This window comes from Lysobacter sp. HA35 (assembly GCF_054061195.1).
In genome coordinates, this window is record NZ_JBSSDY010000001.1 from 1,421,289 (window position 1) to 1,446,536 (window position 25,248).

23 protein-coding genes and 2 pseudogenes are annotated in these 25,248 nt (G+C 66.5%); 12 read left to right on the plus strand and 13 right to left on the minus strand.

Annotated features, from left to right (window positions below):
* Nucleotide 1 precedes the first annotated feature (1 nt).
* Genes ACVWZN_RS06935 through ACVWZN_RS06945 form a run of 3 tightly spaced genes read right to left on the minus strand, consistent with a single transcriptional unit; the run spans nucleotide 2 to nucleotide 2,936 of the window.
* Nucleotides 2-874 (minus strand): MBL fold metallo-hydrolase, encoded by an 873-nt coding sequence (locus ACVWZN_RS06935; RefSeq protein ID WP_456953171.1) that lies wholly within the window; start codon nucleotides 872-874, stop codon nucleotides 2-4.
* Nucleotides 871-1,893 carry an NAD-dependent epimerase/dehydratase family protein gene (locus ACVWZN_RS06940; protein WP_456953172.1) on the minus strand — a complete coding sequence of 341 codons (1,023 nt, stop codon included), beginning with the start codon at nucleotides 1,891-1,893 and terminating at the stop codon, nucleotides 871-873. Before ACVWZN_RS06940 ends, ACVWZN_RS06935 begins: the two co-directional genes overlap by 4 nt.
* Entirely contained in the window at nucleotides 1,893-2,936 is a 1,044-nt protein-coding gene (locus ACVWZN_RS06945; RefSeq protein WP_456953173.1) for a 3-oxoacyl-[acyl-carrier-protein] synthase III C-terminal domain-containing protein, read from the minus strand. The genes ACVWZN_RS06940 and ACVWZN_RS06945 overlap by 1 nt, the downstream gene beginning before the upstream one ends.
* Nucleotides 2,937-2,996: 60 nt before the next feature.
* On the opposite strand from ACVWZN_RS06945, the gene ACVWZN_RS06950 reads away from it, so the two are divergent.
* From ACVWZN_RS06950 to ACVWZN_RS06995, 10 genes and pseudogenes are all read left to right on the plus strand, one after another.
* The gene (locus tag ACVWZN_RS06950) at nucleotides 2,997-3,683 is read left to right on the plus strand and encodes a phosphatase PAP2 family protein (RefSeq protein ID WP_456953174.1); all 687 of its coding nucleotides are present in this window, start codon (nucleotides 2,997-2,999) and stop codon (nucleotides 3,681-3,683) included.
* A 132-nt stretch (nucleotides 3,684-3,815) separates the two neighbouring features.
* A complete protein-coding gene (locus tag ACVWZN_RS06955; protein ID WP_456953175.1) occupies nucleotides 3,816-4,802 on the plus strand; it encodes a PhoH family protein in 987 nt (328 codons plus the stop codon).
* A gap of 15 nt (nucleotides 4,803-4,817) precedes the next feature.
* On the plus strand, nucleotides 4,818-5,282 hold the full coding sequence (ybeY, locus tag ACVWZN_RS06960) for an rRNA maturation RNase YbeY (RefSeq protein ID WP_456953176.1): 465 nt from the start codon (nucleotides 4,818-4,820) through the stop codon (nucleotides 5,280-5,282).
* A gap of 111 nt (nucleotides 5,283-5,393) precedes the next feature.
* Nucleotides 5,394-6,260 (plus strand): transporter associated domain-containing protein, encoded by an 867-nt coding sequence (locus ACVWZN_RS06965; RefSeq protein WP_027083421.1) that lies wholly within the window; start codon nucleotides 5,394-5,396, stop codon nucleotides 6,258-6,260.
* 97 nt (nucleotides 6,261-6,357) lie between these two features.
* Nucleotides 6,358-6,642 (plus strand): annotated as a pseudogene (locus tag ACVWZN_RS06970) (lipoprotein N-acyltransferase Lnb domain-containing protein); the annotation flags it as partial.
* Nucleotides 6,643-6,703: 61 nt separating this feature from the next.
* Entirely contained in the window at nucleotides 6,704-7,459 is a 756-nt protein-coding gene (locus ACVWZN_RS06975; RefSeq protein WP_456953177.1) for a hypothetical protein, read from the plus strand.
* Entirely contained in the window at nucleotides 7,456-8,448 is a 993-nt protein-coding gene (gene corA, locus ACVWZN_RS06980; protein WP_027083420.1) for a magnesium/cobalt transporter CorA, read from the plus strand. Before ACVWZN_RS06975 ends, corA begins: the two co-directional genes overlap by 4 nt.
* A gap of 100 nt (nucleotides 8,449-8,548) precedes the next feature.
* Nucleotides 8,549-10,594, plus strand: a complete 2,046-nt coding sequence (locus ACVWZN_RS06985) for a carbon starvation CstA family protein (protein WP_456953178.1) — start codon at nucleotides 8,549-8,551, stop codon at nucleotides 10,592-10,594.
* Nucleotides 10,578-10,793, plus strand: a complete 216-nt coding sequence (locus tag ACVWZN_RS06990) for a YbdD/YjiX family protein (RefSeq protein ID WP_456953179.1) — start codon at nucleotides 10,578-10,580, stop codon at nucleotides 10,791-10,793. The genes ACVWZN_RS06985 and ACVWZN_RS06990 overlap by 17 nt, the downstream gene beginning before the upstream one ends.
* On the plus strand, nucleotides 10,784-11,224 hold the full coding sequence (locus ACVWZN_RS06995; protein ID WP_456953180.1) for a DUF4431 domain-containing protein: 441 nt from the start codon (nucleotides 10,784-10,786) through the stop codon (nucleotides 11,222-11,224). The genes ACVWZN_RS06990 and ACVWZN_RS06995 overlap by 10 nt, the downstream gene beginning before the upstream one ends.
* Before the next feature lie 4 nt (nucleotides 11,225-11,228).
* On the opposite strand, the gene ACVWZN_RS07000 is transcribed toward ACVWZN_RS06995, so the two are convergent.
* From ACVWZN_RS07000 to ACVWZN_RS07010, 3 genes are all read right to left on the minus strand, one after another.
* A complete protein-coding gene (locus ACVWZN_RS07000; protein ID WP_456953181.1) occupies nucleotides 11,229-12,173 on the minus strand; it encodes an NAD(P)H-hydrate dehydratase in 945 nt (314 codons plus the stop codon).
* Nucleotides 12,170-12,934, minus strand: a complete 765-nt coding sequence (locus ACVWZN_RS07005; RefSeq protein WP_456953182.1) for a histidine phosphatase family protein — start codon at nucleotides 12,932-12,934, stop codon at nucleotides 12,170-12,172. Before ACVWZN_RS07005 ends, ACVWZN_RS07000 begins: the two co-directional genes overlap by 4 nt.
* Nucleotides 12,935-13,042: 108 nt before the next feature.
* Entirely contained in the window at nucleotides 13,043-15,109 is a 2,067-nt protein-coding gene (locus tag ACVWZN_RS07010) for a prolyl oligopeptidase family serine peptidase (RefSeq protein WP_456953183.1), read from the minus strand.
* A 268-nt stretch (nucleotides 15,110-15,377) separates the two neighbouring features.
* Here ACVWZN_RS07010 and ACVWZN_RS07015 point away from each other — a divergent pair, with 268 nt between their 5' ends.
* Entirely contained in the window at nucleotides 15,378-17,201 is a 1,824-nt protein-coding gene (locus ACVWZN_RS07015; protein ID WP_456953184.1) for a peptide MFS transporter, read from the plus strand.
* Between the two features lie 77 nt (nucleotides 17,202-17,278).
* Here the strand turns inward: ACVWZN_RS07015 and ACVWZN_RS07020 are convergent, their stop codons facing one another.
* The 6 genes from ACVWZN_RS07020 to ssb are packed head-to-tail and all read right to left on the minus strand — an operon-like array spanning nucleotide 17,279 to nucleotide 23,267.
* Nucleotides 17,279-19,267: an alpha/beta hydrolase family protein gene (locus tag ACVWZN_RS07020; protein WP_456953185.1), complete on the minus strand. Its 1,989-nt coding sequence runs from the start codon at nucleotides 19,265-19,267 to the stop codon at nucleotides 17,279-17,281.
* Nucleotides 19,268-19,324: 57 nt separating this feature from the next.
* Entirely contained in the window at nucleotides 19,325-20,236 is a 912-nt protein-coding gene (rfbD, locus tag ACVWZN_RS07025; RefSeq protein ID WP_456953186.1) for a dTDP-4-dehydrorhamnose reductase, read from the minus strand.
* Nucleotides 20,233-20,790: a dTDP-4-dehydrorhamnose 3,5-epimerase gene (gene rfbC / locus ACVWZN_RS07030; RefSeq protein ID WP_456953187.1), complete on the minus strand. Its 558-nt coding sequence runs from the start codon at nucleotides 20,788-20,790 to the stop codon at nucleotides 20,233-20,235. Before rfbC ends, rfbD begins: the two co-directional genes overlap by 4 nt.
* Nucleotides 20,787-21,680 carry a glucose-1-phosphate thymidylyltransferase RfbA gene (gene rfbA / locus ACVWZN_RS07035; protein WP_456953188.1) on the minus strand — a complete coding sequence of 298 codons (894 nt, stop codon included), beginning with the start codon at nucleotides 21,678-21,680 and terminating at the stop codon, nucleotides 20,787-20,789. Before rfbA ends, rfbC begins: the two co-directional genes overlap by 4 nt.
* On the minus strand, nucleotides 21,677-22,729 hold the full coding sequence (gene rfbB / locus ACVWZN_RS07040; RefSeq protein ID WP_456953189.1) for a dTDP-glucose 4,6-dehydratase: 1,053 nt from the start codon (nucleotides 22,727-22,729) through the stop codon (nucleotides 21,677-21,679). The genes rfbA and rfbB overlap by 4 nt, the downstream gene beginning before the upstream one ends.
* Before the next feature lie 40 nt (nucleotides 22,730-22,769).
* Nucleotides 22,770-23,267, minus strand: coding sequence for a single-stranded DNA-binding protein (gene ssb, locus ACVWZN_RS07045; protein ID WP_456953190.1), 498 nt, complete (start codon nucleotides 23,265-23,267; stop codon nucleotides 22,770-22,772).
* A gap of 161 nt (nucleotides 23,268-23,428) precedes the next feature.
* Here ssb and ACVWZN_RS07050 point away from each other — a divergent pair.
* Nucleotides 23,429-24,416 (plus strand): annotated as a pseudogene (locus ACVWZN_RS07050) (polyprenyl synthetase family protein).
* Here the strand turns inward: ACVWZN_RS07050 and ACVWZN_RS07055 are convergent.
* The gene (locus ACVWZN_RS07055; protein ID WP_456953191.1) at nucleotides 24,400-25,227 is read right to left on the minus strand and encodes a dienelactone hydrolase family protein; all 828 of its coding nucleotides are present in this window, start codon (nucleotides 25,225-25,227) and stop codon (nucleotides 24,400-24,402) included. The pseudogene ACVWZN_RS07050 and the gene ACVWZN_RS07055 overlap by 17 nt on opposite strands.
* Nucleotides 25,228-25,248: the final 21 nt, after the last annotated feature.

The following is a 25,248-nucleotide window of genomic DNA, read 5'->3' on the forward strand; positions in this document are numbered from 1 at the left end:
GTCACTCCGGCGCGCGCATCAGTGCGTCGGGGTGATCGTTGGCCCAACGTTCCAGCGTGCGGGCGCAGTGCGAGGCGATGATCCATGCGTCCGGCTGTTCGTCGCGGAAGCGGCTCAGGCGCGAGATCGTCGCGGCGTAGTGGGCAGAATGGTCCATCGCGAGGCGACGTGCGAGCCACGATAGCGGCGTCGACGTGTCGAGCTGTGCGTATTGCCAGAATGCGTCGGCGACGAGCAGGACGCGAGTCTCGTGGTGATGCGTCGCCAGACCGATCTGGCCGCGTGCGTGGCCGGGCAGATCGACGAGCATGATGGTGCCGTCGTCGAACAGATCGACGCCGGCACCTAGAGCAGCGAGATCGCCGTCGAGCGGGAGGAGCTCGTTAGCGCGGATGAGCTGCAGTCGCGACTCGAAATCGTCCGGCAACAGTTCGCGCCATACCTGCGCGTGTAGCCGTGCGAGCGCACCGCGCTGCATCGTCTGCCACGCATCCGCATGCGCAACGAAGCGCGCGGACGGAAACGCGCGTACGCCGCCGACATGGTCGGGATGAAAATGGCTGATGACGACGTAGCGCACGTCTTCGGGTGCGATGCCTCGCTGACGCAATAACGCCACGGCGTCGCCTTCAGCCGGGCAGCACACACCGAGCACGTTTCGATAGACGCGCCGCAGGCCGCGCTGCATCGCGCTGCGCGCAGGCTCGCCGTAGCCGCAGTCGAACAGCACCGGGCCGTGGACGGGGTGTTCGATCAGCGCCCAGCCTGCGGGGAATGCATGGCGACCATCACTACGCTCAGGCAATGCGGCCAATCGCGGATCGACGTGGCTGTGTCCGGATACGCCGAGCGCGACGCGTGTGGCGATATTCATGCGCGTCGATCCGCAGCAAGTGCATCGAAGGTGCGCGCGAGTGCGTCGTCGATGCCAACGCGCGGGGCGTAGCCGAGTTCGCTGCGGGCGCGGGAGATGTCGAGCGTCATGTCGACACTCAGAAGATCGACGCCGTAGCGCAGCAGGGCCGGCTCGCGTTGCGGCATGGCGATTCGATGCATGGTTTCGAGCACGCCGGCGAGCACGCGCAGCGGCGAGGCAGCAATGCGTCGTGTAGGCACAGGTTCGCCGAGCGCAACAGCCAGCCGATCGATCACATCCCAGATGCGCACGGGTTCGCCATTGCTGATGTTGTAGGCGCGGCCGTGGAGCGCTGCGGGTGCGTAGAGCGCGAGCAACGTGGCGTCGACGGCGTTGTCGATGTAGGTGAGATCGACAGTGCACCCGCCGTCGCCAATTCGTGGCAGACGGCAACGACGCAAAGCTTCTGCAATGCGCGGCAGCAGCGACGTGTCGCCGGGGCCGAAGATCGCGCGCGGTCGGAGGATCAGTGCCGACACACCGCTGCCGTCGGTGAGTTCACGCACGCGCTGCTCGGCGATCCGCTTCGTCGCTGCGTAGTTGTTGACTGCGCGCGTCGGCAGCGGATCGTCCTCGCGAATGCCGAGATGCGGACGTCCGTCGTGATAGATGCCGGGGGTGGAGATTTGGACAAGTCGGCGCACGCCGGCGTCGACACACGCGCGCGCGACGTTCCTGGTCGCATCGACATTCGCCGCGACAAACGTGGCGCGCGGCCCCCAGGGACTCGACAGCGCGGCGGCGTGCACGACGGCGTCGGCGCCTTCCATCGCGCGGCGCACAGCCGTCGCATCGCATAGATCGACGCGCAGGAAATCAATACCGTCTGCAGTGAGCCTCGCGCCGCGCGCAGTGTCGCGTCCAAGCGCGAGTACCTCGACATCCGGTCGCGTCGCGCGCAACCGCCGCGCCACAGCGCCACCGAGAAATCCCGTCGCGCCGGTCACGACAACACGCTGCGCCCGCATCGCGCTCATCAATACGTCAGCACGATTCCGGCGGCGGACAGCCCAGCGCCGGTGCCGATCAGCATGCCGCGTTCGCCGCGCTGGATGCGGCCGTCCCCGATGCCTCGTGCGAGCGCCATCGGAATCGATGCAGCGATGCAGTTGCCTGTCTCTTCGAGGATGTCGATGACCGCCGCGTCGCCGAAACCCATCATTGCGACGTAATCCATGCCCGCGCGGCTGGTCTGGTGCGGCACGACCCATCGCAGTTCGCGTCGTGCATCGCGATCCAGTTCGAGACGCTCCAGCAGCTCCGGCGCGAGGCGCGCGGCACGACGCAGCGTCGCCCTGCCCTGCATCTGGAACAGGGCGTCGAGCGGATCGGCGTCGGCCGCGTTCGGGTGGCGATACGTGCCGCAGCCGCGCACGGTGGTGAGCTCGTGGTCCGCGCCGTGCGTGATCCAGTCGATTCGATGCACGCGGCCGCTGTCGTGCGCGCCACTACGTTCGAGCACGCATGCTGCCGCGCCGTCGCCGAACAGCGTGCAGGCTTCGGGCGCGGAAAAATCCAGCGCGACCGATGCGATTTCGCTGCTCACGATCAGCGCGCGGTCGATGCGTCCGCTGTGGATGCGCTCGGCGGCGACTTCAAACGCCGCGAGGAAACTCAGGCAGGTCGCGTGGACTGAAAAACTCGGAATGCCGGACCGACCGAGGCCCATCGCGTGTTGCAGCAACGGGCCGCCGTCGGGAATCGCGCGCTCGACCGAACCCGACGCGCCCAGGATCAGATCGAGCGACTCCGGCGCGACGCCCGCCGCCGCGCATGCACGCAGCGCAGCCTGTGCCCCCATCCAGCTCGCGCGCTCGTCAGGCGCAGCCCAGTGGCGCGCGGCGACGCCGCTGTTCTCGCGCGCCCATCCCGCGGGCAGGCCGACGCGCGCTTCGATCTCGGCGCTCTCGACGCGTCGCCGCGGCAGGTACGTGCCCATGCCAGCGATGCGCACGCGCCAGTCGAGCTCGGGCGACGCGCGCCGTCCGGCGATGGCGATCTCGGGCAACGGCTGGCTCATGGTCGAGGCCGGTTGAAGTCGCGGCCAGTATGCGCGCGACGCTGCTGGCAGACTGGGCCGGTGCACGCGTTCCCCGAAGCTCCGTCATTCATCCCGTTCAGGCGTCGCGCCGGCATCGTCGCGGTCGCCGTGGCGTTGAACAGCGCGCTTTATCTCGCGATCAACAATCGGCAGCCGGTCGATGCGCATGTCGTCACTGCGTCCGCGCTGGACGCCGCGCTCGGCCTGCACGCCTGGACGATCTGGCCGTACTGGCTGCTCCTGCTGCTCGCGCCAGCGATGGCGCTCGCGATTCGCGGTCGATACCTGTTCGCGGCGACGATGCGTGCCTACGTCGTCGCTCTCGTGCTCAACGTGGTGCTGTGGCTTGCGGTTCCGACGCGATTGCCGCGGATGCCGCTGCCTGACGGGCTCGACGCCGCGACGGCACGCGCATGGCGATTGCTGCTCGCCGTCGACGCGCCGGGCAACTGTTTTCCGTCGGGCCACGTGACCTTGCCGCTGGTGATCGCGGCAGGTTTCTCGCTGCAATACCCGCGCTTTGCGCCAGCGACGTGGCTCGCGATCGTCGCGCTGCTGCCTTCGGTGGTGACCACGGGGCAGCATGTCGCGATGGACATCGCCGGCGGCGCGGCGACGGCATTGATCGGACTCGTGGTGACGCGACATCCGTTCTTGTGGCGTGCGCGTCGCGATGTCGCGGCTACGACAAACGCGGTTCGCGCGTCGCACTTGCCGCGTCGCTGACTGTCGCCCGCGGTGTGCGCGTAACGCCGCGCGACCCGCCGTGGCGACGCGTAGCCGACCGCCTGCCCCAAGATCACGCGCCGCTTTCGCCCGTCCGTGCATCGTTCGCCCGACTCCACGAGCCCTTTCCGCATGGCTGACCTGATCCATCGCGACTTCGTCCTCGACCCGCCCGATCCCGAGCGCCTCGCCAACCTGTCCGGCCCGTTCGACGCGCACATGCGCCTGGTCGAACTGCGGCTGGGCGTACAGGTCGCCAACCGCGGCAACGTGTTCCGCGTGACCGGCACGCCGGCCGCGGCGCAGCAGGCGGACCGCCTCATCCACGAGTTGTGGGACGACACGCAGAGCGAAACGCTGAGCGAGCACGCCATTCACCTGCGTCTGTCGGATGCCGGCATGCAGCAGCGCATGGCGGACGATGTGGAGCCGCAGGAAGTCGTCATTCGAGTGAAGCGCGGCAACCTGCGTGCGCGCGGCGAGAACCAGGCGCGCTACCTGCACGCCATCGCGATGAACGACATCAACTTCGGCATCGGCCCGGCCGGTACCGGCAAGACGTTCCTCGCCGTTGCGAGCGCCGTTGAAGCGCTCAACTCGACGCGCGTGCAGCGCATCATCCTCGTGCGGCCTGCCGTGGAAGCAGGCGAGAAACTCGGCTTCCTGCCGGGCGATCTGACGCAGAAGGTCGACCCGTACCTACGCCCGCTGTACGACGCGCTGTACGAGATGCTCGGCGTCGAGAAGGTGGCCAAGCTGCTCGAGCGCAACGTCATCGAGATCGCGCCGCTGGCCTACATGCGCGGCCGAACGCTCAACGATGCGTACGTGATCCTCGACGAAGCGCAGAACACCACCGTCGAGCAGATGAAGATGTTCCTGACGCGCATCGGCTTCGGCAGCACCGCGGTGGTGACAGGCGACATGACGCAGATCGATCTGCCCAAGCACCAGAAGTCCGGGCTCAAAGACGCGATCGAAGTGCTGCGTGGCGTCGAAGGCATCAGCTTCACCTTCTTCGAGGCGCGCGACGTGGTGCGTCATCCGCTGGTGGCCCGCATCGTGACCGCCTACGATGCGCGCGACGCGGCAGCCGACGCGGCCGCCGGCCGGAGCTGACGCGCGGAGAACGCGATGTCGGTGCAACCGGAAGTCAGCGTCAGCTACGCGACGGCGCGCAAGGGCGTGCCGTCGTCGGCGAGCTTCGCGAAGTGGGTGGCGGCGGCACTGCACGATCGCGACGCGCCCGCATCGGTCGACATCCGCATCGTCGCGCCCGACGAGGGCCGCGAGCTCAACCGCACCTACCGCGGCAAGGACTACGCGACCAACGTGCTGAGCTTCCCGGCCGAGCGCCCGGAAGGCCTGCCGGACGATATCGAGCTGCCCGACCTCGGCGACCTCGTGATCTGCGCCGACGTGGTCGCCCGTGAGGCCGCCGAACAGGGCAAGAAGCCCGCCGACCACTACGCCCACCTCACCGTCCACGGCGTGCTGCACCTGCTCGGCTGGGATCACGTCGAAGACGACCAGGCCGAGGCCATGGAGTCCCGCGAGAGCACGATCCTCGCCGGGCTGGGCATCGCCGACCCGTACTGACGGCCGCGCAGCCGGTTGAAACCGCCGCGTCTCCACCCCATCTCCACGGACCGGCTGCAGCAAGCCGCTAGACTGGCGCCGCCGCCCCGAGCGGCGCACTGATGCGAAGACATGTCCGAGGACGACAGTAGTACCCACCACCACGAACGCGGCGGCGACCGCCGCTCCTGGTTCGAACGGATCAGTTCCGTTCTGTCCGGCGAGCCCTCCAACCGCGAGGATCTCGTCGAACTGCTGCGCGATGCGCAGAACGATGGCCTGATCGAGGCCGACACGCTGCGCATGATGGAAGGCGCGATCGCGGTGTCCGACATGACCGTCGGCGACGTGATGATCCCGCGCTCGCAGATGGTCTCGCTGCCCGCCGACACGCGCTTCCTCGACCTCATGCACATGGTGGTCGAGTCCGGCCATTCGCGTTTCCCGGTGCATGGCGAGGATCGCGACGAGGTGCTCGGCGTGCTGCTGGCCAAGGACCTGCTGCGCGGCGTGGTGGCCGACCATGGCCCGGCGACGATCCACGAACTTCTGCGCCCCGCGCTGCTGATTCCCGAATCCAAGCCGCTGGACGTGCTGCTGCGCGAGTTCCGCCAGTCACGCAACCACATGGCCATCGTCATCGACGAGCACGGCGGCGTCGCCGGCCTGATCACCATCGAGGACGTGCTGGAGCAGATCGTCGGCGAGATCGACGACGAGCACGACGAAGCCGCCGATCCGAACGCGCTGATCGCCGCGCAGACCGACGGCCAGTTCGTGGTCGATGCCCTCACGCCGATCGCCGATTTCAACGAGCGGTTCGGTGCGGATTTCGACGACGACGAATACGACACCATCGGCGGCCTGGTGACCGCCGCGATCGGCCACCTGCCGGAAGCCGGCGAGGAACTCACGCTCGACCGCTTCGTGTTTCGCGTGGCCGGCGCCGACGCCCGCCGCGTGCACGCCTTCCACGTGGGCGTGCATGGCGAGGCCTGATCGCAGCGCCAGCGGAATCGTCCGCGCGCTGCTCATGTTGTTGATGCTGCTGGCGCCGTTCGTGGCGTCCGCCGCGCCGCGCATCGGCGTGGCGACCATGCAGCCGGGCGAAGTGTTCTGGGAGCGTTTCGGCCACGACGCGATCGTCGTGGTCGATTCCGCCACCGGCGCCGCAACCTCGTACAACTTCGGCTTCTTCGACCCGTCCGAGCCCGGCTTCGTCGGCAACTTCGTGCACGGGAAGATGCGTTACCAGCTCGCCGCCCTGCCCTTCGAGCGGGACATGGTCATGTATCGCGACGAAGGCCGCGGCGTCTCGATCCAGTGGCTGCGACTGACCGATGCGCAGGCAACCCAACTTGCCGACGCGCTCGCGACCAACGCGTTGCCCGAGAACGCGACGTACGACTACGACTACTTCCGCGACAACTGCGCCACGGCGGGTGCGCGACGCGATCGACCGCGTGCTCGGCGGCGAGCTGCATCGCCAGCTGTCGGGGCGCTCGCACGGCACCACGTATCGCAGCGAGGCCACGCGCCTGGCGTCGCCTGCCACGTGGATGTGGACCGGTTTCGACGTCGGCCTCGGGCCGCGATCGGACCGCCCACTATCGCTGTGGGAAGAAGCTTTCGTCCCGATGCGCCTCGCCGCGTCGCTGCGCGAGGTCGAGATCGATGGCCATCCACTGGTCGACGGCGAAACGCGCGTGCTGCCGCATCGCATCGCCCCGGAACCCGCCGACGTGGCGCGCTCGCCGTGGCCGTGGCTGGCGGTCGGATTGATCCTCGGCGCACTGCTGGGCACCGCCGGCCCGCATCGTCCGCGCCCGGTCGCCGCGTTTGCACTGGTGTTCTGGACGCTCGCCGGCGTGGTCGGCGCGCTGATGCTGTTCCTGTGGCTCGGAACCGTGCACGAGTTCGCTTGGGCTAACCGCAACCTGCTGCTGCTGAATCCGCTCGCATGGCTCGGCCTGCCGGGTGCGTGGCGCGTGCTGCGCGGCCGCGCGTCGGGCGCGCTGCTGCAGCGCGTGCTGCCGGTGCTCGCGGGCCTTGCGGTGCTGGCGATGTTCTCGCTGTGGCTGGAGTCGGGCGCGCAGGACAACGCACGCTGGATCGCCCTGCTGATGCCGATCCACGTCGGTCTCTGGGCCGGCCTTCGCAACACGCGCCACCCGCCGGCCGCTAGCATCGGCGCATGATCGAAGCCGCCTACGCCCAGTGCGTCATCAACTGCGCCGCCTACACGCGCGAGGGCGAGCGTCGCGACATCGGCATCGAGCAGATCAGCGACGTGCTGGCCGTCGACGACGGCAGCTGGGTCTGGGTCGGCCTGTACGAGCCGGCCGCCAGTGTTCTGGAGAAACTGCAGGAGGAGTTCGGCCTGCATCCGCTGGCGGTGGAGGATGCGCAGAACGCGCACCAGCGCCCGAAATTCGAGACCTACGGCGATTCGATGTTCATCGCCGTGCACACGGCGCAGACCACCGACGGCGCGATCCGCTTCGGCGAGACGCACATCTTCGTCGGCCCGCGCTACATCGTGACGGTGCGCCACGGCGCGTCGTCCAGCTACGCCACGGCGCGTGCACGCATGGAGCGGGAACGCGCGCTGCTGGTGCATGGGCCCGGCGCAGCGCTGTACGCCGTGCTCGACCTGATCGTCGACAACTTCATGCCGATCGTCGATGAATACGGCCGGCTGCTGGGCGAGCTCGAGAAAGACATCTTCGCCGAGGATTTCCGCAAGGAAACCGTGCAGCGCCTGTACTGGCTCAAGCGCGACCTCACCGAGCTGCGCATGGCGGCCGAACCGCTGCAGGACATCGTCAGCCATCTGACGCGCGAGCCCGGCGGCCTGGTCGACGAGACGATCCAGCCCTACCTGCGCGACGTGCTGGACCACGCGATCCGCATCCAGTCGTCCACCGAAACGCTGCGCGAGATGTTGACGGCCGCGGTTGGCGTGAACCTGTCGCTGGTGACGGTGCAGCAGGGCGAAATCGTGAAGCGGCTCGGTGCCTGGGCGTCGCTGCTGGCGGCGCCGACGCTGGTCGCGAGCTGGTACGGCATGAACTTCGAGCACATGCCGGAGCTGCACGGGCGCTGGAGTTACTACGTGCTGATCGGGTTCATGGCGCTGGTGGTGCTCGCGCTGTACGGCAAGTTCAAGAAGGCGCGCTGGCTGTAGCCGACCGCCGCGTCGCGCGTTTCGCGCACTCGATTACCGCATCGCACATTGACCCGCGCGCCGCCGCGCGAGACGCTCGCCGCCTCTCTGGAGGTGCGCGATGCGGGGACTGGCGGGACTTTTCTGGGCGGCACTCGGCCTGCTCGCGGTGGCGGCACTTTCGGTGCTCGCGCTGCATCGCGGCGAGACGGTGAGCGCGATCTGGCTGGTCGCGGCATCGGCCAGCATCTTTTTCATCGCCTACCGGTTCTATGCGCGCTACGTCGCGAAGGCGATCGGCGTCGATCCGTCGCGGCTGACACCGGCGCATCGCCGCAACGACGGCCTCGACTACGTGCCGACCGAGCGCAGCGTGCTGTTCGGCCACCACTTCGCGGCGATCGCGGGTGCGGGCCCCCTCGTCGGCCCGGTGCTCGCAGCGCAGATGGGCTACCTGCCGGGCACGCTGTGGATCCTGTTCGGCGTGGTGTTCGCCGGCGCGGTGCAGGACATGCTGGTGCTGTTCTTTTCGACGCGCCGCGACGGCCGTTCGCTGGGCGAAATGATCCGCAGCGAGATGGGCAACGCCGCTGGCGCGATCTCGATGCTCGGCATCGCCGCGATCATGTTGATCCTGCTCGCCGTGCTGGCCTTGGTCGTCGTCAAGGCGCTCGCGCAGAGCCCGTGGGGCACGTTCACGGTCGCGACGACGATCCCGATCGCGTTGCTGATGGGCGTCTACCTGCGCTGGGTGCGGCCGGGCCGGATCCTCGAGGTGTCGATCATCGGGCTAGTGCTGTTGCTCGCGTCCATCGCGATCGGCGGACGCGTCGCCGCCGATCCGCAGTGGAGCGCGCTGTTCCGCCTGCAGGGCACGACGCTCGCCTGGCTGCTTATCGGCTACGGCTTCATCGCATCGGTGTTGCCGGTGTGGCTGCTGCTCGCGCCGCGCGACTACCTGTCGACCTTCCTCAAGATCGGCACGATCGTCGGCCTCGCGCTCGCGATCCTGTTCGCGATGCCCGACCTGCACATGCCGGCGGTGACGCGTTTCGTCGACGGCACCGGCCCCGTGTTCACCGGCACGCTGTTTCCGTTCCTGTTCATCACGATTGCCTGCGGCTCGGTGTCGGGCTTCCACGCGCTGATCAGCTCGGGCACCACGCCGAAGATGCTCGGCAACGAACGCGACATCCCGCTGATCGGCTACGGCGCGATGCTGATGGAAGCGTTCGTCGCGGTGATGGCGCTGGTCGCCGCCTGCGTGCTGCAGCCGGGCCTGTACTTCGCGATGAATGCGCCCGCCGCTGCACTCGGTACGACGCTGGATTCCGCGTCGACCGCGATCAATGCATGGGGTTTCGCGATCACACCCGATGCGCTCGCCGCCGCGGCGAAATCCATCGGAGAGGAAACCGTGCTGTCGCGTACCGGTGGCGCGCCGACGCTCGCGGTCGGCATGGCGCAGATCCTCGCGCAGCTGGGCGGCGGCGAACGCATGATGGCGTTCTGGTACCACTACGCGATCCTGTTCGAGGCGCTGTTCATCCTGACAACGATCGACGCCGGCACGCGTGTCGCGCGCTTCATGTTCCAGGAGATCGCGGGCCTCGCGTACGCGCCGCTGCGCAACACCGAGAGCTGGGTCGGCAATCTGCTGTGCACCGCGCTCGCGGTCGCGGGCTGGGGCTGGTTCCTCTACCAGGGCGTGGTCGATCCGCTCGGCGGCATCAACACGCTGTGGCCGCTGTTCGGCATCGCCAACCAGATGCTGGCCGGCATCGCACTGGTGTTCTGCTGCGTGGTGATGGTGCGCATGAAGCGCGAAAGATTCCTGTGGATTCCGGGCATCGCGACGCTGTGGCTGCTCGTGTGCACGCTAACTGCGGGTGGCGAAAAGCTGCTGCATCCGGATCCGAAGATCGGCTTTATGGCGGCGGCGCGGAAGTTCTCCGACGCCGCGGCGCGCGGCGAAATCATCGCGCCGGCGAAATCGCTCGCCGACATGCACCGTGTCGCGTTCAACAACATGCTCGACGCCGGCCTATGCGTGCTGTTCGTCGGCGTGCTGCTGTCGACCACGTTCTTCGGCGTGCGCGCGATGCTGGCTGCGCGTCGGGACATACGCCCGACCGCGCGGGAGACGGACTATGTCGCGGTCGGTTAACGCTGCGCGCAGTGCATTGTCGCGCGCGTGGCGCCATCTCGCGCAGACGGCGCGTCTGGTGATCGGCATTCCCGACTACGACGTGTACGTGCAGCACATGCGGCGTTCGCACCCCGATATCGCGCCGATGGACGAGGCGACGTTCTTTCGGGAGCGTCTGCAGGCGCGTTATGGGCGAGGGAGATCGAGATGCTGTTGAAGAACGCAGCCGCGCTGATGCTGGCGCTTGCACCGGTTGCGGTGCGGGCGGAATGTCTGCCCTACGGCCCCACGGTGGTCAAACTGTCGGGCACGTTGTCCACGCGCACGTTCTACGGTCCGCCGAACTACGGCGAAGATCCGCTCACCGATTCCAGGGAGCGGCAGGTCCTATTGCGTCTCGACGCGCCGATCTGCACGACGACAAGCCCGGACGGCGACGATGTGGCTGAAAAAGATCAGCGCGAAGTCACCCTCACCTTCGCCGACCTCGACCTGCGCCCGTACATCGGCAAGCACGTGCGGATCGAGGGCACGCTGTTCCATGCGATCACTGCGCATCACCACACGTCTGTGCTGATCGACATCAACGCGCTGCCGACTCCGACGACAAAGCCGCCGGCCAGCACACGGCACAGCACACACAAGTAGCGAGTCAGCGCGTCGGTTTGCGTCGCGACGGCTGCACCGACCTCGCCTGCATCACTTGCGGAATCGCATCGAGCAGTTCGCGCGCAAGGAAACCCATCGGCCCGCCCTGCTCTCGCGCGAGCACGTCACCCGCGGCCGCATGCAGATACACGCCCCACGCCGTCGCATGGAACGGATCGACGCCACGTGCCGCCAACCCGCCGATGATCCCCGACAGCGTGTCGCCCGATCCGGACGTCGCAAGCCCGACGTTTCCGTAGCGGTTCGACACGATCGCATCGCCGCGGCCGTCATCCAGCGCGACACCATCGATCACGTAACTGGTAGCGCCCTTCATCACGCAGACGGCGCGGAAGCGTTTCGCCATCTCGACGCCAAGCTTCAGCGGATCCGCTTCCACGACCTCGCGCTCGCAGCCCAGCAGACGCGCCGCTTCGCCCGCATGCGGTGTGAGGATGCGCAACGCGCGACTGTCCGTAATCGCATCGGCACCACGATCGAACGCGCACAGCGCCGCGGCGTCGATCACCACAGGCACTTCGGGAAGCGCAGCAAGCCATGCAGCGAGCATGCGCGACGTCGCATCGGCTTCCAGCAATCCCGGCCCGACGACGATCGCATCCGCATGCTGCGACATCTCCTCGATGCGGCCACGTGCCGCAGTCGCCAATGCGCCGGACTTCGTCTCCGGTAGCGCCACGACGCGCGCCTCGGGCACCGCTGCAGCGACAAGCGGGGCCGCACTCGCACACGTCGCGACCTGCAACTTCCCCGCACCCGCGCGCAACGCCGCAACCGCCGACAACAGCGCCGCGCCGGGCATCTCGCCCGCGCCTGCAATGACGAGGATGCGGCCGCGCGCATCCTTGTCCCCCTCATGCGACGGCTGTGGCAGCGGATGCCGTTTCAACCACGCCGGCGCGATCGCGGTGACGCGCGGCGACGTCACTTCGGCCCCGCCGGAACGTCGGGCTCGGTGGTCACGTGCTCGCCCGCCTCGACGATCGGCGCGACGAAGTTGTAACGCTCCAGCACGAGCTTGCCGGACTTGCTGCGCACGGGATCGAACTCGTAACCGGTGATCGAGCAGTTCGCGACATCCTTCTGCCGATCGATCTCCAGCACCTGCGCTTCAGTCATTCGTTCGAGCAGGTAGCGGAAGCACAACACGGTGACCTGATGCGCGACGATCAGCACGCGGTCGCAGCGGTACTCCCTCGTGATCGTGTCCACGACGCTGCGTAGCCGCAGGATCACGTCGCACCAGCTCTCGCCGCCCGGTGGGCGGTGATAGAACTTGCCGATCATTTCGAGCGCGTGTGCTTGGTCGGGATAGCGATCGCGAACACCGAGTCGCGTGAGTCCGTCGAAGATGCCGAACTCGCGCTCGCGCAGTCGTTCGTCCAAACGGATGCGATCGCAGTCGATGTCGCACTGCTCCAGCACGCGCGCCAGCGTCTGCCGCGTGCGCACATACGGCGAGCACAGGAACACATCGGGACGTTCGTGTTCGGGCAACGCAGCGAACCATCGCCCGAGCGCATCGGCCTGTCGTTCGCCGAGCGGCGACAGCGGAACATCGGCATCGCGCGTGCCGTAGTCGTACGTCAGTGCGTCGGTCGCACGCGCACGATCACGCGCGACGTTTCCCGCCGACTCGCCGTGCCGGACGATCCACAGGCGGTCGGGCCACTTCTGCGTGTCGTTCATGCACGCAGCCTGCGCGACACCGCGGCTACGGGCCGTCAACGCGTCGCCCGCAATAAAAACGCCCGGCACCTTGCGAAGCCGGGCGTCGTGGTCAGCGGTTGGACCCGCTTACTGGCCGATGTGCTGACGCAGCCAGCCGTTCACCGTCTCGTGCCACTTCACGCTGTTCTGCGGCTTGAGCACCCAGTGGTTCTCGTCGGGGAAATACAGGAACTTCGACTCGATGCCCTTCTGCTGCAGCGCGCTGAACGCCGCGATGCCCTGCTCCACCGGGATGCGGAAGTCCTGCTGGCTGTGCACGACGAGCATCGGCACGCGCCAGTTCTTGACGTAGTTCACCGGGTTGTACTTCTCGTACAGATCCGGGTGTTCCCACGGCGTGCCGCCGTTTTCCCAGCGGCTGAACCACAGCTCCTCGGTGCTGTAACCCATCATGCGGTTGTCGAATACGCCGTCGTGGTCGACCAGGCACTTCCACGGCTGGTTCCAGTTGCCGGCGATCCAATAGACCATGTAGCCGCCGTAGCTCGCGCCGAGCGCGCAGGCCTTGTTGCCGTCGAGGAAGCTGTACTGCTTCTGCGCGGCGGCCCAACCCTTCTGCAGGTCTTCGAGCGGGCGATCGCCCCAGTGCTGGCTGATCGCGTCGGTGAATGCCTGGCCGTAACCGGTCGAGCCGTGGAAGTCGATCATGACCACCGCGTAGCCCTGACCCGCATACGTCTGCGGATTCCAGCGATAGCTCCAGCCGTTGCCGAAGCTGCCCTGGGGGCCACCGTGGATCAGGAATGCGACGGGATACGTCTTGCCTTCCTGGTAGTTCCACGGCTTCACGACATAGCCGTGCACCGTGTCGTTGTTCCAGCCCTTGAAACTGAACTGCTCGAAGTCGCCGAAGCGCACGTCGCCGAGCATGTCGCCGGCGGACGGACCAAGCGCGTGCACGCCCGCACCGTTGAGGCCACCCGCGAACAGCTGATCGCCCGACTTCATCGAGTTGCGGGTGAATGCGAGTACGTCGTTCTCGACGTCGAACGAAGACACCGTGCCGTCGCCGACGAGCTTGGTGACGCCGCCCGATGCGATGTCGACCGCCCACAGCGGATGCTCGCCCATGTCCTCGGCGGTGGTGTAGATCGTCTTGCCATCGCTGGACAGCGTGATGCCGTCGGCGGATCGGTCCCACTTCGGGTCGATCTCGCGCGTCGCGCCGGACGCGAGGTCCATCGCCATCAGCGCGAAGCGGTCCGCCTCGAAGCCCGGGCGCTTCATCGCGCGGTAGTACAGCGTCTTGCCGTCGGGGCTGAATACGCCGCCCGTGTCCCAGGCCTTGTTGTCGGCAGTGAGATTGCGCGTCTCGCCCACGCCGTCGGCGGGTGCGAGGTAGAGATCGAAGTTGGTGGACGTCGGTTCGTCGCGGTCGGAATTGCGCGCGCTGAATACGACGGACTTGCCGTCCGGCGACCAGCCGAATTCGGTCGAATCACCGAATGGACGCGACGGCACGTCGGCGACCACGTTTCCGCTGACGAGCTTCGCGGTCGCGGCGGTCTTGCCGGCGCCCGGCAGGTCGACCACGAACAGGCGATTGAGCTTGCCTTCGTTCCACGCGTCCCAGTGGCGGATGAACATGTGGTCGAACTCCACGCCGCTGGTCTTCGGCGTGTCGGTCTTCGGCGCGTGCTTGGCGTTGCAGGCGAGATCGGCCGCGCAGTCGGCGAACGATTCCATCGACACCGCGACCCGATCGCCCTGCGGCGACAGCGCGAACGCGTTGACGTCCATCGGGAGCGCGGTGACCTGCACCGGCGTGCCGCCACCGACGGGCACGTAGTACAGCTGCGACGAGCCGCCCTTCGAGCTCAGGAAGTACACGCGCTTGCCGTCCTTGGAGACGTCCGGCGAGTTCACGTTCCAGCCTTCCGGCGTGATGCGCTTGGACGACTTCGGCGACGAGCCCCCCGTGCCCTGCGTCCACAGTGCGCTCGACGCCTTGTTGGCGTCGAAGTCGACGACGCGTCGCGCGTAGACGAGTGTCTTGCCGTCCGGGGTCAGCGCTGGGGACGAAAAGCGGTCGAGCGTGGCCAGTTCCTTGGGTTGCAGGCCATGTGGCGCGGCGCCCGCGGCGAAGGGCAGCACGGCGGCGACCATCAGGGGCAACAGGGCGGGACGAGGCATCGGAACTCCACGATCGGACAAGGTCGCCGATGGTAGGCGTACGGCCGGTGGTGGCAAAGCGAACGCGTGGTGCGTGCGTACCGTTCGGCTGCGTATCCCTCGCGACGTCAGCGTGGTGGCGCGTACAGGCTTCGCGCGAGGTCGCGGCGTCGTGCACTGCAACACGCCGGCGCGACGCGAGCAGGCCGCTGAACGATGCACGCGCCCTGCCCGGCCACGCGCAGGGCCGTGGCTATACTCGGGCACCTTTTGCACGCCGGAGTGGTGCGTGACGCAAGCCTCGAATGTCGCCGCGCTCGCCGCGGATCCCCGTCGCGACCTGTTCGGCCATCCCAAGGGCGTCTACGTCTGCTTCTTCACCGAGATGTGGGAGCGCTTTTCGTTCTACGGAATGAAGGCGCTGCTCCTGCTGTTCCTGCTCAAGCACCACCTGTTCAAGGACGCCGCCGGCTACGACGTGCTCGGCGCGTACGGCGGCCTCGTCTACTGCATCCCGGTGTTCGGCGGCATGCTCGCCGACCGCTATCTCGGTACGCGCAAGGCCGTGATCTTCGGCGGCATCCTGCTGGTGCTCGGCCATCTCGGCATGACGATCGAAGGCCACGATGCGCACGTCATCGCCGGCAGCGTCGTGCGCGACGAATCCGCACTGCGCGCGTTCTATCTCTCGCTCGCGCTGATCATCATGGGCGTCGGCTTCCTCAAGCCGAACATCTCGACGATCGTGGGACGCCTGTACGCGGAAGACGATCCGCGTCGCGACTCGGGCTTCTCGCTGTTCTATGCGGGCATCAACCTCGGTGCGTTGTTCGCGTCGATCGTCTGCGGTTATCTCGGTCAGACGCTCGGCTGGAAATACGGCTTCGGCGCCGCCGGCATCGGCATGGCGCTCGGCCTCGGACAGTTCCTATGGGGCCAGAAATATCTCGAAGGCCATGCGGAACCTCCGCGGCCGGAGCTACTTCGCGAACGCGTGTTCGGGTTGCCCCGTGAGCTGGCGATTTACGTCGGTGCGATCCTCGGCCTCGTTCCTGTTGCAGGCCTGATGTACGCCGTCGCGAATGGCGTGTTCCGCCTGCCCGGCGGCATCTCGCTCGCGCTCGGCCTGATGATCCTCGTGATGGTCGGCGTGCTGGTGTGGTTCTTCTGGTTCACCGCGACTCGATGCACACCAGTGCAGCGCCAGCAGATGTACGCACTGATCCTGCTGATCGCGATGTGCCTGGTGTTCTTCACCCTGTACGAGCAGACCTATGGCTCGTGGGTGACGTTCACCGACCGAATGCTGACGAAGGACATCGTCCCATCGCTCGTGCAGCAACTGCCAGACGTGCAGGCCGCAGGTGCGCCCGCGGTGACGTTCGCGCAGTTCATGCGCTCGGTGCCGTGGTCGATCATCTCGCTGCTGCTCGCGCCGCTCGCGTTCGTGGTCTCCGCATCGCTGTCGGACCGCAACCCGCAGTCGACGGCGCCGCGTGCGCTGTTCGGCCTGTCGGTGCTCGCGATGCTGGTGTTCCTCGTCCGCGACGCGCTCGTGCTGCCGCAGACCGCCGGCTCACTGACCTACCTCGGCGCGATGTTCATCGTGCTGCTTGCGCCGACATTCGGTGCGCTATGGGCGTACCTCGGGCGTCGCGGGATGGATCCGTCGAAGCCGACCAAGTCCGCACTCGGCCTGCTGTTCGGCGGCCTCAGCTTCATCCCGCTCGCATGGGCCGCGCAGCACGCCGGCGCAACGGGTGCGATGGCGAGTGTGTGGTGGCTGGTGCTCGCCTACTTCGTGCTCGAAGTCGGCGAGATGTGCCTCGCACCGGTCGGCCTGTCCGCGGTGACGCAGCTGTCCGTGCGCAGCGTCGTCAGCCTGATGATGGGCACATGGTTCCTCGCCACCGCGTTCTCCGAAACGCTGGCCGCCCTGTTCGGCAAGCTGGCGTCGCTCGACATCGCGGAAGGCGCGACGATCAACATGGTCGAAGCCGGCGCGAAGTACGCGCACCTGTTCTGGATGATGATGTGGATCGGCCTCGGCTGCGCGATCGCAGCGTTCGCCCTGTCGCCACTGCTGCGCAAGTGGATGCACGGCGTGCATTGACGTTTCGCCGCTTCGTCGACGCAAAAAGAAGGGCGCCCTCGGGCGCCCTTCTCGTTCGCGCAAATCACGTCTCGTTGTTACTTCGCAGTCGCCGCACTACCCGCCGACGTCGTCGCGACCTCACCACCGATGTTCTTCGCGAGGAACGCCAGCAGCCGCGTGTAGAACTCGCGCTGGTGCTCGAGCTTGTAGAAGCCGTGGCCTTCGGTGTCGTAGTAGAGCGTCTCCACCGGAACGCCCGCCTGACGCAACGCCTGCTCCATCATCTTGCTGTGCTGGATCGGGGCGCGCTGATCCTCCCCGCCCGCCGCGAGGAAAACCGGCACCTTGATCTGCCGCGCGACCTTCGTCGGCGACGACGAATCGGGCAACTCGTCCTTCGCGCCGATCCATTGTTCGATGAAGTTGCGGCCACTGCGCGTGTCGTTGCTGTCGCCATTCGTGTACAGGGTCGGCAGGTCATAGACACCGACGTAACCTGCCGCGCAACGATAGAGACCCGGTTCCTTAGCGACGCCCATCAATGAGGCATAGCCGCCGTAGCTCGCGCCGTACAGACAGATCCTCGATGCATCGGCCACGCCCTGTCCGATCGCCCAGCGCGTCGCATCGGTGAGGTCGTCCTGCATTGCCTTGCCCCACTGGCGGCCGCCGGCCTCGCGGAAACCACGTCCGTAACCGCCTGAACCGCGGAAGTTGACCTGCAACACGGCGTATCCCGCGCTCGCCAGCAGGTCGCGCTCCCAGTCGTAATCCCACGTGTCCGAAATCCCGAACGGGCCGCCGTGCGGGAGCACCACCATGGGAACGCGACGTCCGGCGGCGCCGGAGGGACGGGTCAGATAGCCGTGGATTTCCAGCCCGTCACGCGCCTTGAACACAATGGGTTCGGCCGCGTGGACGGTCGCCGGATCCATCCAGTCGCGGCGGCTGAGCAGCAGTTGCGCCTTCTTCGCCACCGTATCGAACAGGTAGTAGTCGCCGGGGTTCTGATCGCTTGACACGCGCACGAGCGCCGTCGCGCCATCGGTTGTTTCAGACGTGATGAAGACACGATTGCCGGGGAACGCCGCCTCCAGACTTTTCTGCAGCCGTGCATCGGCGCTCGACGGATCGAAGAACTGCGTGCGCCCCTTTCCGTCGTTGAAGATAACGCCCACCGGCTGCTCGGTCCCGTGGCGGTAGATGACGCCCGACGGATCCGCCGCTTTGTCCCCGAACAGGTCCTTACGCGACCGCGCTTTCACGTCGAACGCTACGAGGCGCGCGGGATGCGTCTTGTCGTCCACCTCGAGGTAGGCCGTCTGGTTGTCTTCGGAAAACCCGATCGCGTGCTCACGATGCCCGGTTACCGACTCATCATTGATGAGTTCCCACGCAGCACCGTCCCCGGTGCGGTAGTAGAGCTTGCCGACAAGAGTCGTTTCCTCGCCATCGGCGAAGCGAACTACACCCTCATTGTCCGTCGCGAAACTCGCATTTCGAACGGGCGCAGTGGCCAGACGCTGACGCTGTCCGGTGTACACGTCGATGCGCTCGGCCCGACTGTAAGGGTCGGCCGCGAACGGGATCACATGCACGACCGCAAACTTGTCGCTACCGCGCAGCCTATCGATTGGAAACGCGGCCACATCTTCGGCCTGCTTCTTCTTGATGTGCGTACCCATCTCGCCGCGTGCGCGGAAGCCGACGAGCAGCTCCATGTGCGAGCCGTCGGCGTTCATCCCGTAAAGCTCACCAGTTGCCGAAGGGCGATCAAGAGCGCCAAACTTTTCGGCTGCTGAGATGAGCAGACGCTCATCGTTGACCCAGTCGAAGTCCGCAATGGCAGTGTTACGTCCAAGGTCGAAGCTGCCGGTGAGCTTGTTGTCACTACGCCGGAGCACGACAAGCGCCGTTCGATCCTCCATCGGAACCGTCGCTGCGAAGTAGTCACCCTTCGGCGAGATCTTGATGGCTTCGAACTTGTCGCGGCGGATGAATGAGTCGACGTCCACGGCATGCGCTTGGCCGGCCCACGCGAACGCCATCGCAACAGCGACGGTCACGGTTTTCAACGATTTCATGCGGCCCCCTTCGGCTGATGCGGCAGGCCACCCCCGGGCCCGCTCCCAGCGCCATTATCAGGGGTTCGCGCCGCTCCGTCCTGACATCGCATCCAGGGTGCGCGCCAGCTCATCTCGCCAGTCAGGCGGGACGATCTCCATCGCGGCGAGCTTCTGCGTCGACAGCACGGAATACGCCGGGCGCTTCGCCGGAGTTGGAAACTCAGACGTGGAGATACCGATAACAGCCGGACGACGCGCGAGCATCCCGCGTTCCAAGGCACCATCAACGATCGCGGATGCGAACCCATGCCAGCTCGTCGAGCCGGCGCATACCACATTCAACAGCCCCGTCGGACGGCGATCGCGCGCAAGCAGCTCAAGAGTCGTGTGGGCGATGAAATCGGCGGTCGTCGGCGCACCGACCTGATCATTTACCACCCGCAGCTCCGGGCGTTCCGCCGCAAGGCGCAGCATCGTGCGAAGAAAATTGTGGCCGTGCGGCGAATAGACCCAAGCCGTACGGATGACCAGCGAACTCGCCGCGTTGCCCAATACCGCGCGCTCGCCCTCAAGCTTGCTCTGTCCATATACGCCGAGAGGCGCTACGACGTCGATCTCGCGATACGGTTCGCTGCCGCTGCCATCGAAAACGTAATCAGTCGAATAGTGCACGAGGAACGCGCCGACCTCGTGACAGGCGTTCGCCATCGCGAGCGGTGCCTGTGCGTTCACTGCAAACGCGGCATCGCGCTCTGTTTCGGCGCGGTCAACTGCCGTGAACGCCGACGCATTGATCACGACCTCAGGTCGCAGTTCGCAAATCAGCGAAGCCACCGCCACGGAGTCAGTGACATCGAGCGCGTGCGTTCGCACATCCCCGACGGTGTCGCCACTTCGCGAAGACGCGACCCAAGACCCATCGCGCGGCGCATAACTCAGCAGCGCCTGGCCGACTTGGCCATTCGCGCCAATGACGAGCGTCGTCATGCGTCGAATGCCGGCAGCCGGCTAGGGGAAATAGCGCCCAGCAGCGGCGCGTCTGCGTCTTTCATTGACAGCGACGGACTCGACACCGGCCAGTCGATGGAAAGCATCGGGTCATCCCAGCGGATCGACGCGTCGGCGGCCGGATCGTAAGTCGCTGTACATAGATACGAGAACAACGCGGTTTCGCTCGTAACGACGAACCCGTGCGCGAAACCTTCCGGTATCCAGAAATGGCGCTTGTTTTCTGCATTGAGGACGACCGCCGCCCACTTTCCGAACGTGGGCGATCCACGCCGGATATCCACCGCGACGTCCCATACCTCGCCCTGAAGAACGGTTACGTACTTGCCCTGCGGATTCGGCCACTGGTAGTGCAGGCCGCGCAGCACGCCGCGGCTGGACGACGACACGTTGCCCTGCACGAACGTCGGGGCGAGCCCGTGGGTTCCAAGACGGTCCAGATTGAACGACTCGTAGAAGAAGCCGCGGTCATCGCCAAAAACTTTTGGCTCAAGGACCACACAGCCCGGCAGATCAGTTTCAATCAGCTTCACGGCACCAGCCCTCGATCGATAAGGCCAAGCAGATAAGCTCCGTAACCGTTTTTGCGGAGTGGCTGTGCAAGGCGAATCAAGTCATCGTTGCTGATCCAGCCGTGACTCCACGCGATCTCCTCGGGGCAACACACGCGTAAGCCCTGTCGCGCCTCGATCGTCTCTATGTAGTTCGATGCCTCGAGAAGCGACTGGTGCGTACCGGTATCCAGCCATGCATACCCGCGACCCAACCGTTGCAAGTGCAATGCACCCCGATCGAGATAAACCCGATTCAGGTCAGTGATTTCGAGCTCGCCGCGCGGCGAAGGTTTCAGCTTGGAGGCCAACTCACTCGCGCGACCGTCGTAGAAATAAAGGCCGGTCACTGCGTAGTTCGAGCGCGGCTGCGACGGCTTTTCTTCGATACCGACGACACGACCGTCCGCGTCGAACTCCGCAACACCGTAGCGCTCCGGATCATTGACCCAATATCCGAAGACGGTGGCGCCGTCGGTTCGCGTGTCGGCTTCATGCAGCATGGCGGTCAAGCCAGGGCCATGGAAGATGTTGTCGCCGAGCACGAGGCAGCTCGGTGCGCCGGCCAGGAATTCCTCACCGATCAGAAACGCCTGTGCGAGGCCATCCGGGTTCGGCTGCACCGCGTACTCGATCCGCATGCCCCACTGCGAGCCGTCACCCAGCAGCGTCTTGAACAACGCCTGCTCGTGCGGAGTGTTGATCACCAGCACATCGCGAATTCCCGCGAGCATCAGCACGCTCAGCGGGTAATAGATCATCGGCTTGTCGTAGACGGGCAGCAGCTGCTTGCTGATCGCCTGCGTGATCGGATACAGGCGCGTGCCCGAACCGCCCGCGAGGATGATGCCCTTGCGACCGGTCGTGCTCATGCTTGCCCGATCCGTTCGAGTCGGTAGCTGCCGTCCAGCACGCGATCGACCCACGGCTGGTGTTCGAGATACCAGTCGACAGTTCGTTCGATGCCCTCTTCGAAGGTAACGGTCGGCGACCAGCCGAGTTCGCTCTCGATCTTCGATGCATCGATCGCGTACCGGCGATCGTGGCCGGGACGGTCGGTGACGAACGTGATCAGGGATTCCCGCGCACGGCCGTCGGCCAGCGGGCGCTTCGCGTCCAGCAGCCGGCAGATGGTGCGCACGACCTCGATGTTCTCGCGCTCGGCATTACCGCCGACGTTGTACGTCTCGCCGACGCGACCCGCCTCCAGCACGCGACTGATCGCCGAGCAGTGATCGCCGACGAACAGCCAGTCGCGGACGTTGCGACCGTCGCCGTACACCGGCAGCGGCTCGCCGCGCAAGGCGCGCGCGATGATCAGCGGGATGAGCTTTTCCGGGAACTGGAACGGCCCGTAGTTGTTCGAGCAGTTCGTCGTCAGTACCGGCAGGCCGTACGTGTGGTGGAACGCACGCACGAGATGATCGGACGCCGCCTTCGACGCCGAGTACGGCGAGTTCGGCGCGTAGGGCGTCGTCTCGGTGAACTTGCCCGTTTCGCCGAGCGAGCCGTAGACCTCGTCGGTCGACACATGCAGGAAGCGGAATGCATCGCGACGCGACGCATCGAGCGACTTCCAGTAATCGCGGGTTTGTTCGAGCAGGCTCAGCGTCCCGACCACGTTGGTGTGGACGAACGCCGCCGGGCCATCGATCGATCGATCGACGTGGCTCTCCGCAGCGAAGTTCACCACTGCATCGGGCTGGTGCTCGGCGAGCAGGCGCTCGACCAACTCGGCGTCGCCGATATCGCCCTGCACGAACACGTGGCTTGGGTTGCCATCTAGCGACGAAAGCGTGTCGAGATTGCCGGCGTAGGTCAGCGCGTCGAGATTGACTATGCGGACGCCGCGCTGGACGGCGTCCAGCACGAAGTTACCGCCAATGAAGCCGGCACCGCCGGTCACAAGCCAAGTGGTCAAACGGAATGCTCCTGGTGGAGGTCAGGACGGCGGGCGACGATCAGAACGGAATGTCGTCGTCCGCGAAGTCGCTGCCGAAATCGTTGTTGCGCGCAGCCGGTGCTTCGCGACGTGGAGCCGGGGCCGACTGCGGGGCGCGCTGCGGGCGATCGCCCCCACGGAAGTCGCCGCGTCCACCGCCGCCTGCACCGGCACCGCCACCTTCACTACCACCGCCCAGCATCTGCATTTCGTCGGCGACGATGTCGGTCGTGTAGTGCTTGATGCCGTCCTTCTCGTACGAGCCGTACTCGATGCGGCCTTCGATGTAGACCTGACGCCCCTTCTTCAGGTACTCGCCGGCGATCTCACCGAGCTTGCCGAACAGCTTGACGCGGTGCCACTCGGTCTTTTCCTGCTGGTTGCCCTCGCGGTCCTTGCGCACGCTGGTCGTGGCGAGGCTGATCGAGGTGATCGCCATGCCGCCCTGCGTGTACTTGACCTCGGGATCGTTGCCGAGATTGCCGACGAGAATGACCTTGTTGACGCCGCGTGCCATATGTCCTGTCCTTTCCGGGTCGTGGTGACGACCGGCATTGAAGTATACCCGCCGGCCGGTGTCGGTCGGCCGACACCCCGATGACGCGTCGGAAATCTCCGGGCGACGACGGCGGCCGCCTATAATCGCCGGCCGCTTTCCCACCGAGCGAGACGCGTCGAATGCCGTCCCCGTCCCTGTCCGACATCCAGGCGCTCGCCAAGGCCCCGATGGCCGCGGTCGACCACCTGATCCGGGACCGCCTCGCCTCGGACGTGGTGCTGATCAACCAGGTCGCCGAATACATCATCGGCGCGGGCGGCAAGCGCCTGCGGCCGATGCTGCTTCTGCTCGCGACGGGTGCCGCCGGCGGCGAGCGCGCGATCGACGCCAACGCGCACCAGCTCGCCGCGGTGGTCGAGTTCATCCACACCGCTACGCTGCTGCACGACGACGTCGTCGACGAGTCCGACATGCGCCGCGGCCGCCGCACGGCAAACGCGGTTTGGGGCAATGCCGCGAGCGTTCTGGTCGGCGACTTTCTGTATTCGCGCAGCTTCCAGCTGATGGTCGAACTGCAGCGGATGGAGGTCATGCAGATCCTTGCAGACACCACCAATCGCATCGCCGAGGGCGAGGTGTTGCAGCTGCTGCACATCCGCAATCCGGACACCGATGAAGCCGCGTACCTGCGCGTGATCGAGCGCAAGACCGCGGTGCTGTTCGCCGCGGCAACGCGGCTTGGCGGCCTGCTCGCGGACTCATCGAAGGAGCAATGCGACGCGCTCGAAGCCTTTGGCCTCGACCTCGGCTACGCGTTCCAGATTGCCGACGACGTGCTGGACTACGCGGCCGATGCTGACGTGCTGGGCAAGAACCTGGGTGACGATCTCGCCGAAGGCAAGGCGACGCTGCCGCTGATCCACGCGATCAAGCACAGCAACGCGACGACCCTCCGAGCGTCTCCGCGACATCGTGTCGAACGGCGACGTCGATGCGCTCGACGAAGTCATCGCGGCGATCCGCGCGACGGGCGGGCTCGACTACAGCCGCGATCGCGCGAATGAATATGCCGCGAGAGCCGAAGCCGCCCTCGGCGCCCTGCCCGCGAACGCGTACACCGACGCGCTGCGCGGGCTCGCGCGCTACGCCGTCAGCCGCGAGGCTTGACGGCGGACGCCGCGGCGAATCGTTCGCGGAAGAAGTCGGCCATCATTCGGTACGCGCGTGGCGCCTGCTTCGCGTCGTAGCGGCAATTGCTGTTGGGGTCGTTGCCGGCATCCGGCTCCGCGAAGCAATGCACCGCCCCGCCGAAGTCGACGAACTGCCAGTCGGCACCCGCGTTGGTCATTTCCGACTGGAACGTCGCGACCAGGTCGCGCGGCGCGCCCTTGTCCGCTGCGCCGTTGAGCACAAGCAGCGGTGTCTTTGCGACTCCGGGCGCGGCCGGCATGGTGGCGTCGAGGCCCGCGTGCAGCGTGACCGCGCCGTCGAGCGCAACGCCTGCGCGAACGAGTTCCAGCACCGACGTGCCGCCGAAACAAAATCCGAACGCGCCGATGTGGCGTGCATCCAGCGGCGCGCTGCCGGCCTGCGCACGCAGCACGTCGACGGCCTTCTGCATGCGCGCGCGCAGCTTGGGGCGATCGCCTTTCAGCGCGCCTGCCGCGGCGCCCGCCGCCTTCTGATCCTTCGGACGCACGTCGCGCCCGTAGACGTCCGCGACCAGCACGACGTAGTCGCGGCCGGCGACCTTCTTGGCCTTCTCTACGGCCGACGCGTTGATGCCCATCCAGTTCGGCACCATCACCAGGCCCGGACGGCTCTTGCCGCCCGCGTCGTCATAGACGAGCACGCCTTGGAACTTGTCGGTGCCCACGGTCCAGTCGACGTTGCGGGTGCGCATCGCGGCGTGCGCCTGCACAGCGGCGAGCAGTAGGACTGCGGTCGAAGCGATTCGGAATCGGCGGAAGGTGGTCATCGGAGAGCCTCCGGGTCGGGA

Bases quoted from the DNA above. Each gene is read 5' to 3' on its own strand.
- corA (WP_027083420.1), top strand. From the start codon at position 7,456: ATGATCGAAGCCGCCTACGCCCAGTGCGTCATCAACTGCGCCGCCTAC.
- ACVWZN_RS06940 (WP_456953172.1), bottom strand. From the start codon at position 1,893: ATGAGCGCGATGCGGGCGCAGCGTGTTGTCGTGACCGGCGCGACGGGA.
- ACVWZN_RS06955 (WP_456953175.1), top strand. From the start codon at position 3,816: ATGGCTGACCTGATCCATCGCGACTTCGTCCTCGACCCGCCCGATCCC.
- ACVWZN_RS07010 (WP_456953183.1), bottom strand. From the start codon at position 15,109: ATGCCTCGTCCCGCCCTGTTGCCCCTGATGGTCGCCGCCGTGCTGCCC.
- ACVWZN_RS06995 (WP_456953180.1), top strand. From the start codon at position 10,784: ATGCTGTTGAAGAACGCAGCCGCGCTGATGCTGGCGCTTGCACCGGTT.
- ybeY (WP_456953176.1), top strand. From the start codon at position 4,818: ATGTCGGTGCAACCGGAAGTCAGCGTCAGCTACGCGACGGCGCGCAAG.
- ACVWZN_RS06985 (WP_456953178.1), top strand. From the start codon at position 8,549: ATGCGGGGACTGGCGGGACTTTTCTGGGCGGCACTCGGCCTGCTCGCG.
- ACVWZN_RS06965 (WP_027083421.1), top strand. From the start codon at position 5,394: ATGTCCGAGGACGACAGTAGTACCCACCACCACGAACGCGGCGGCGAC.
- ACVWZN_RS07005 (WP_456953182.1), bottom strand. From the start codon at position 12,934: ATGAACGACACGCAGAAGTGGCCCGACCGCCTGTGGATCGTCCGGCAC.
- ACVWZN_RS07055 (WP_456953191.1), bottom strand. From the start codon at position 25,227: ATGACCACCTTCCGCCGATTCCGAATCGCTTCGACCGCAGTCCTACTG.
- ssb (WP_456953190.1), bottom strand. From the start codon at position 23,267: ATGGCACGCGGCGTCAACAAGGTCATTCTCGTCGGCAATCTCGGCAAC.
- ACVWZN_RS06935 (WP_456953171.1), bottom strand. From the start codon at position 874: ATGAATATCGCCACACGCGTCGCGCTCGGCGTATCCGGACACAGCCAC.
- ACVWZN_RS06990 (WP_456953179.1), top strand. From the start codon at position 10,578: ATGTCGCGGTCGGTTAACGCTGCGCGCAGTGCATTGTCGCGCGCGTGG.
- rfbD (WP_456953186.1), bottom strand. From the start codon at position 20,236: ATGACGACGCTCGTCATTGGCGCGAATGGCCAAGTCGGCCAGGCGCTG.
- ACVWZN_RS06945 (WP_456953173.1), bottom strand. From the start codon at position 2,936: ATGAGCCAGCCGTTGCCCGAGATCGCCATCGCCGGACGGCGCGCGTCG.
- rfbA (WP_456953188.1), bottom strand. From the start codon at position 21,680: ATGAGCACGACCGGTCGCAAGGGCATCATCCTCGCGGGCGGTTCGGGC.
- ACVWZN_RS07020 (WP_456953185.1), bottom strand. From the start codon at position 19,267: ATGAAATCGTTGAAAACCGTGACCGTCGCTGTTGCGATGGCGTTCGCG.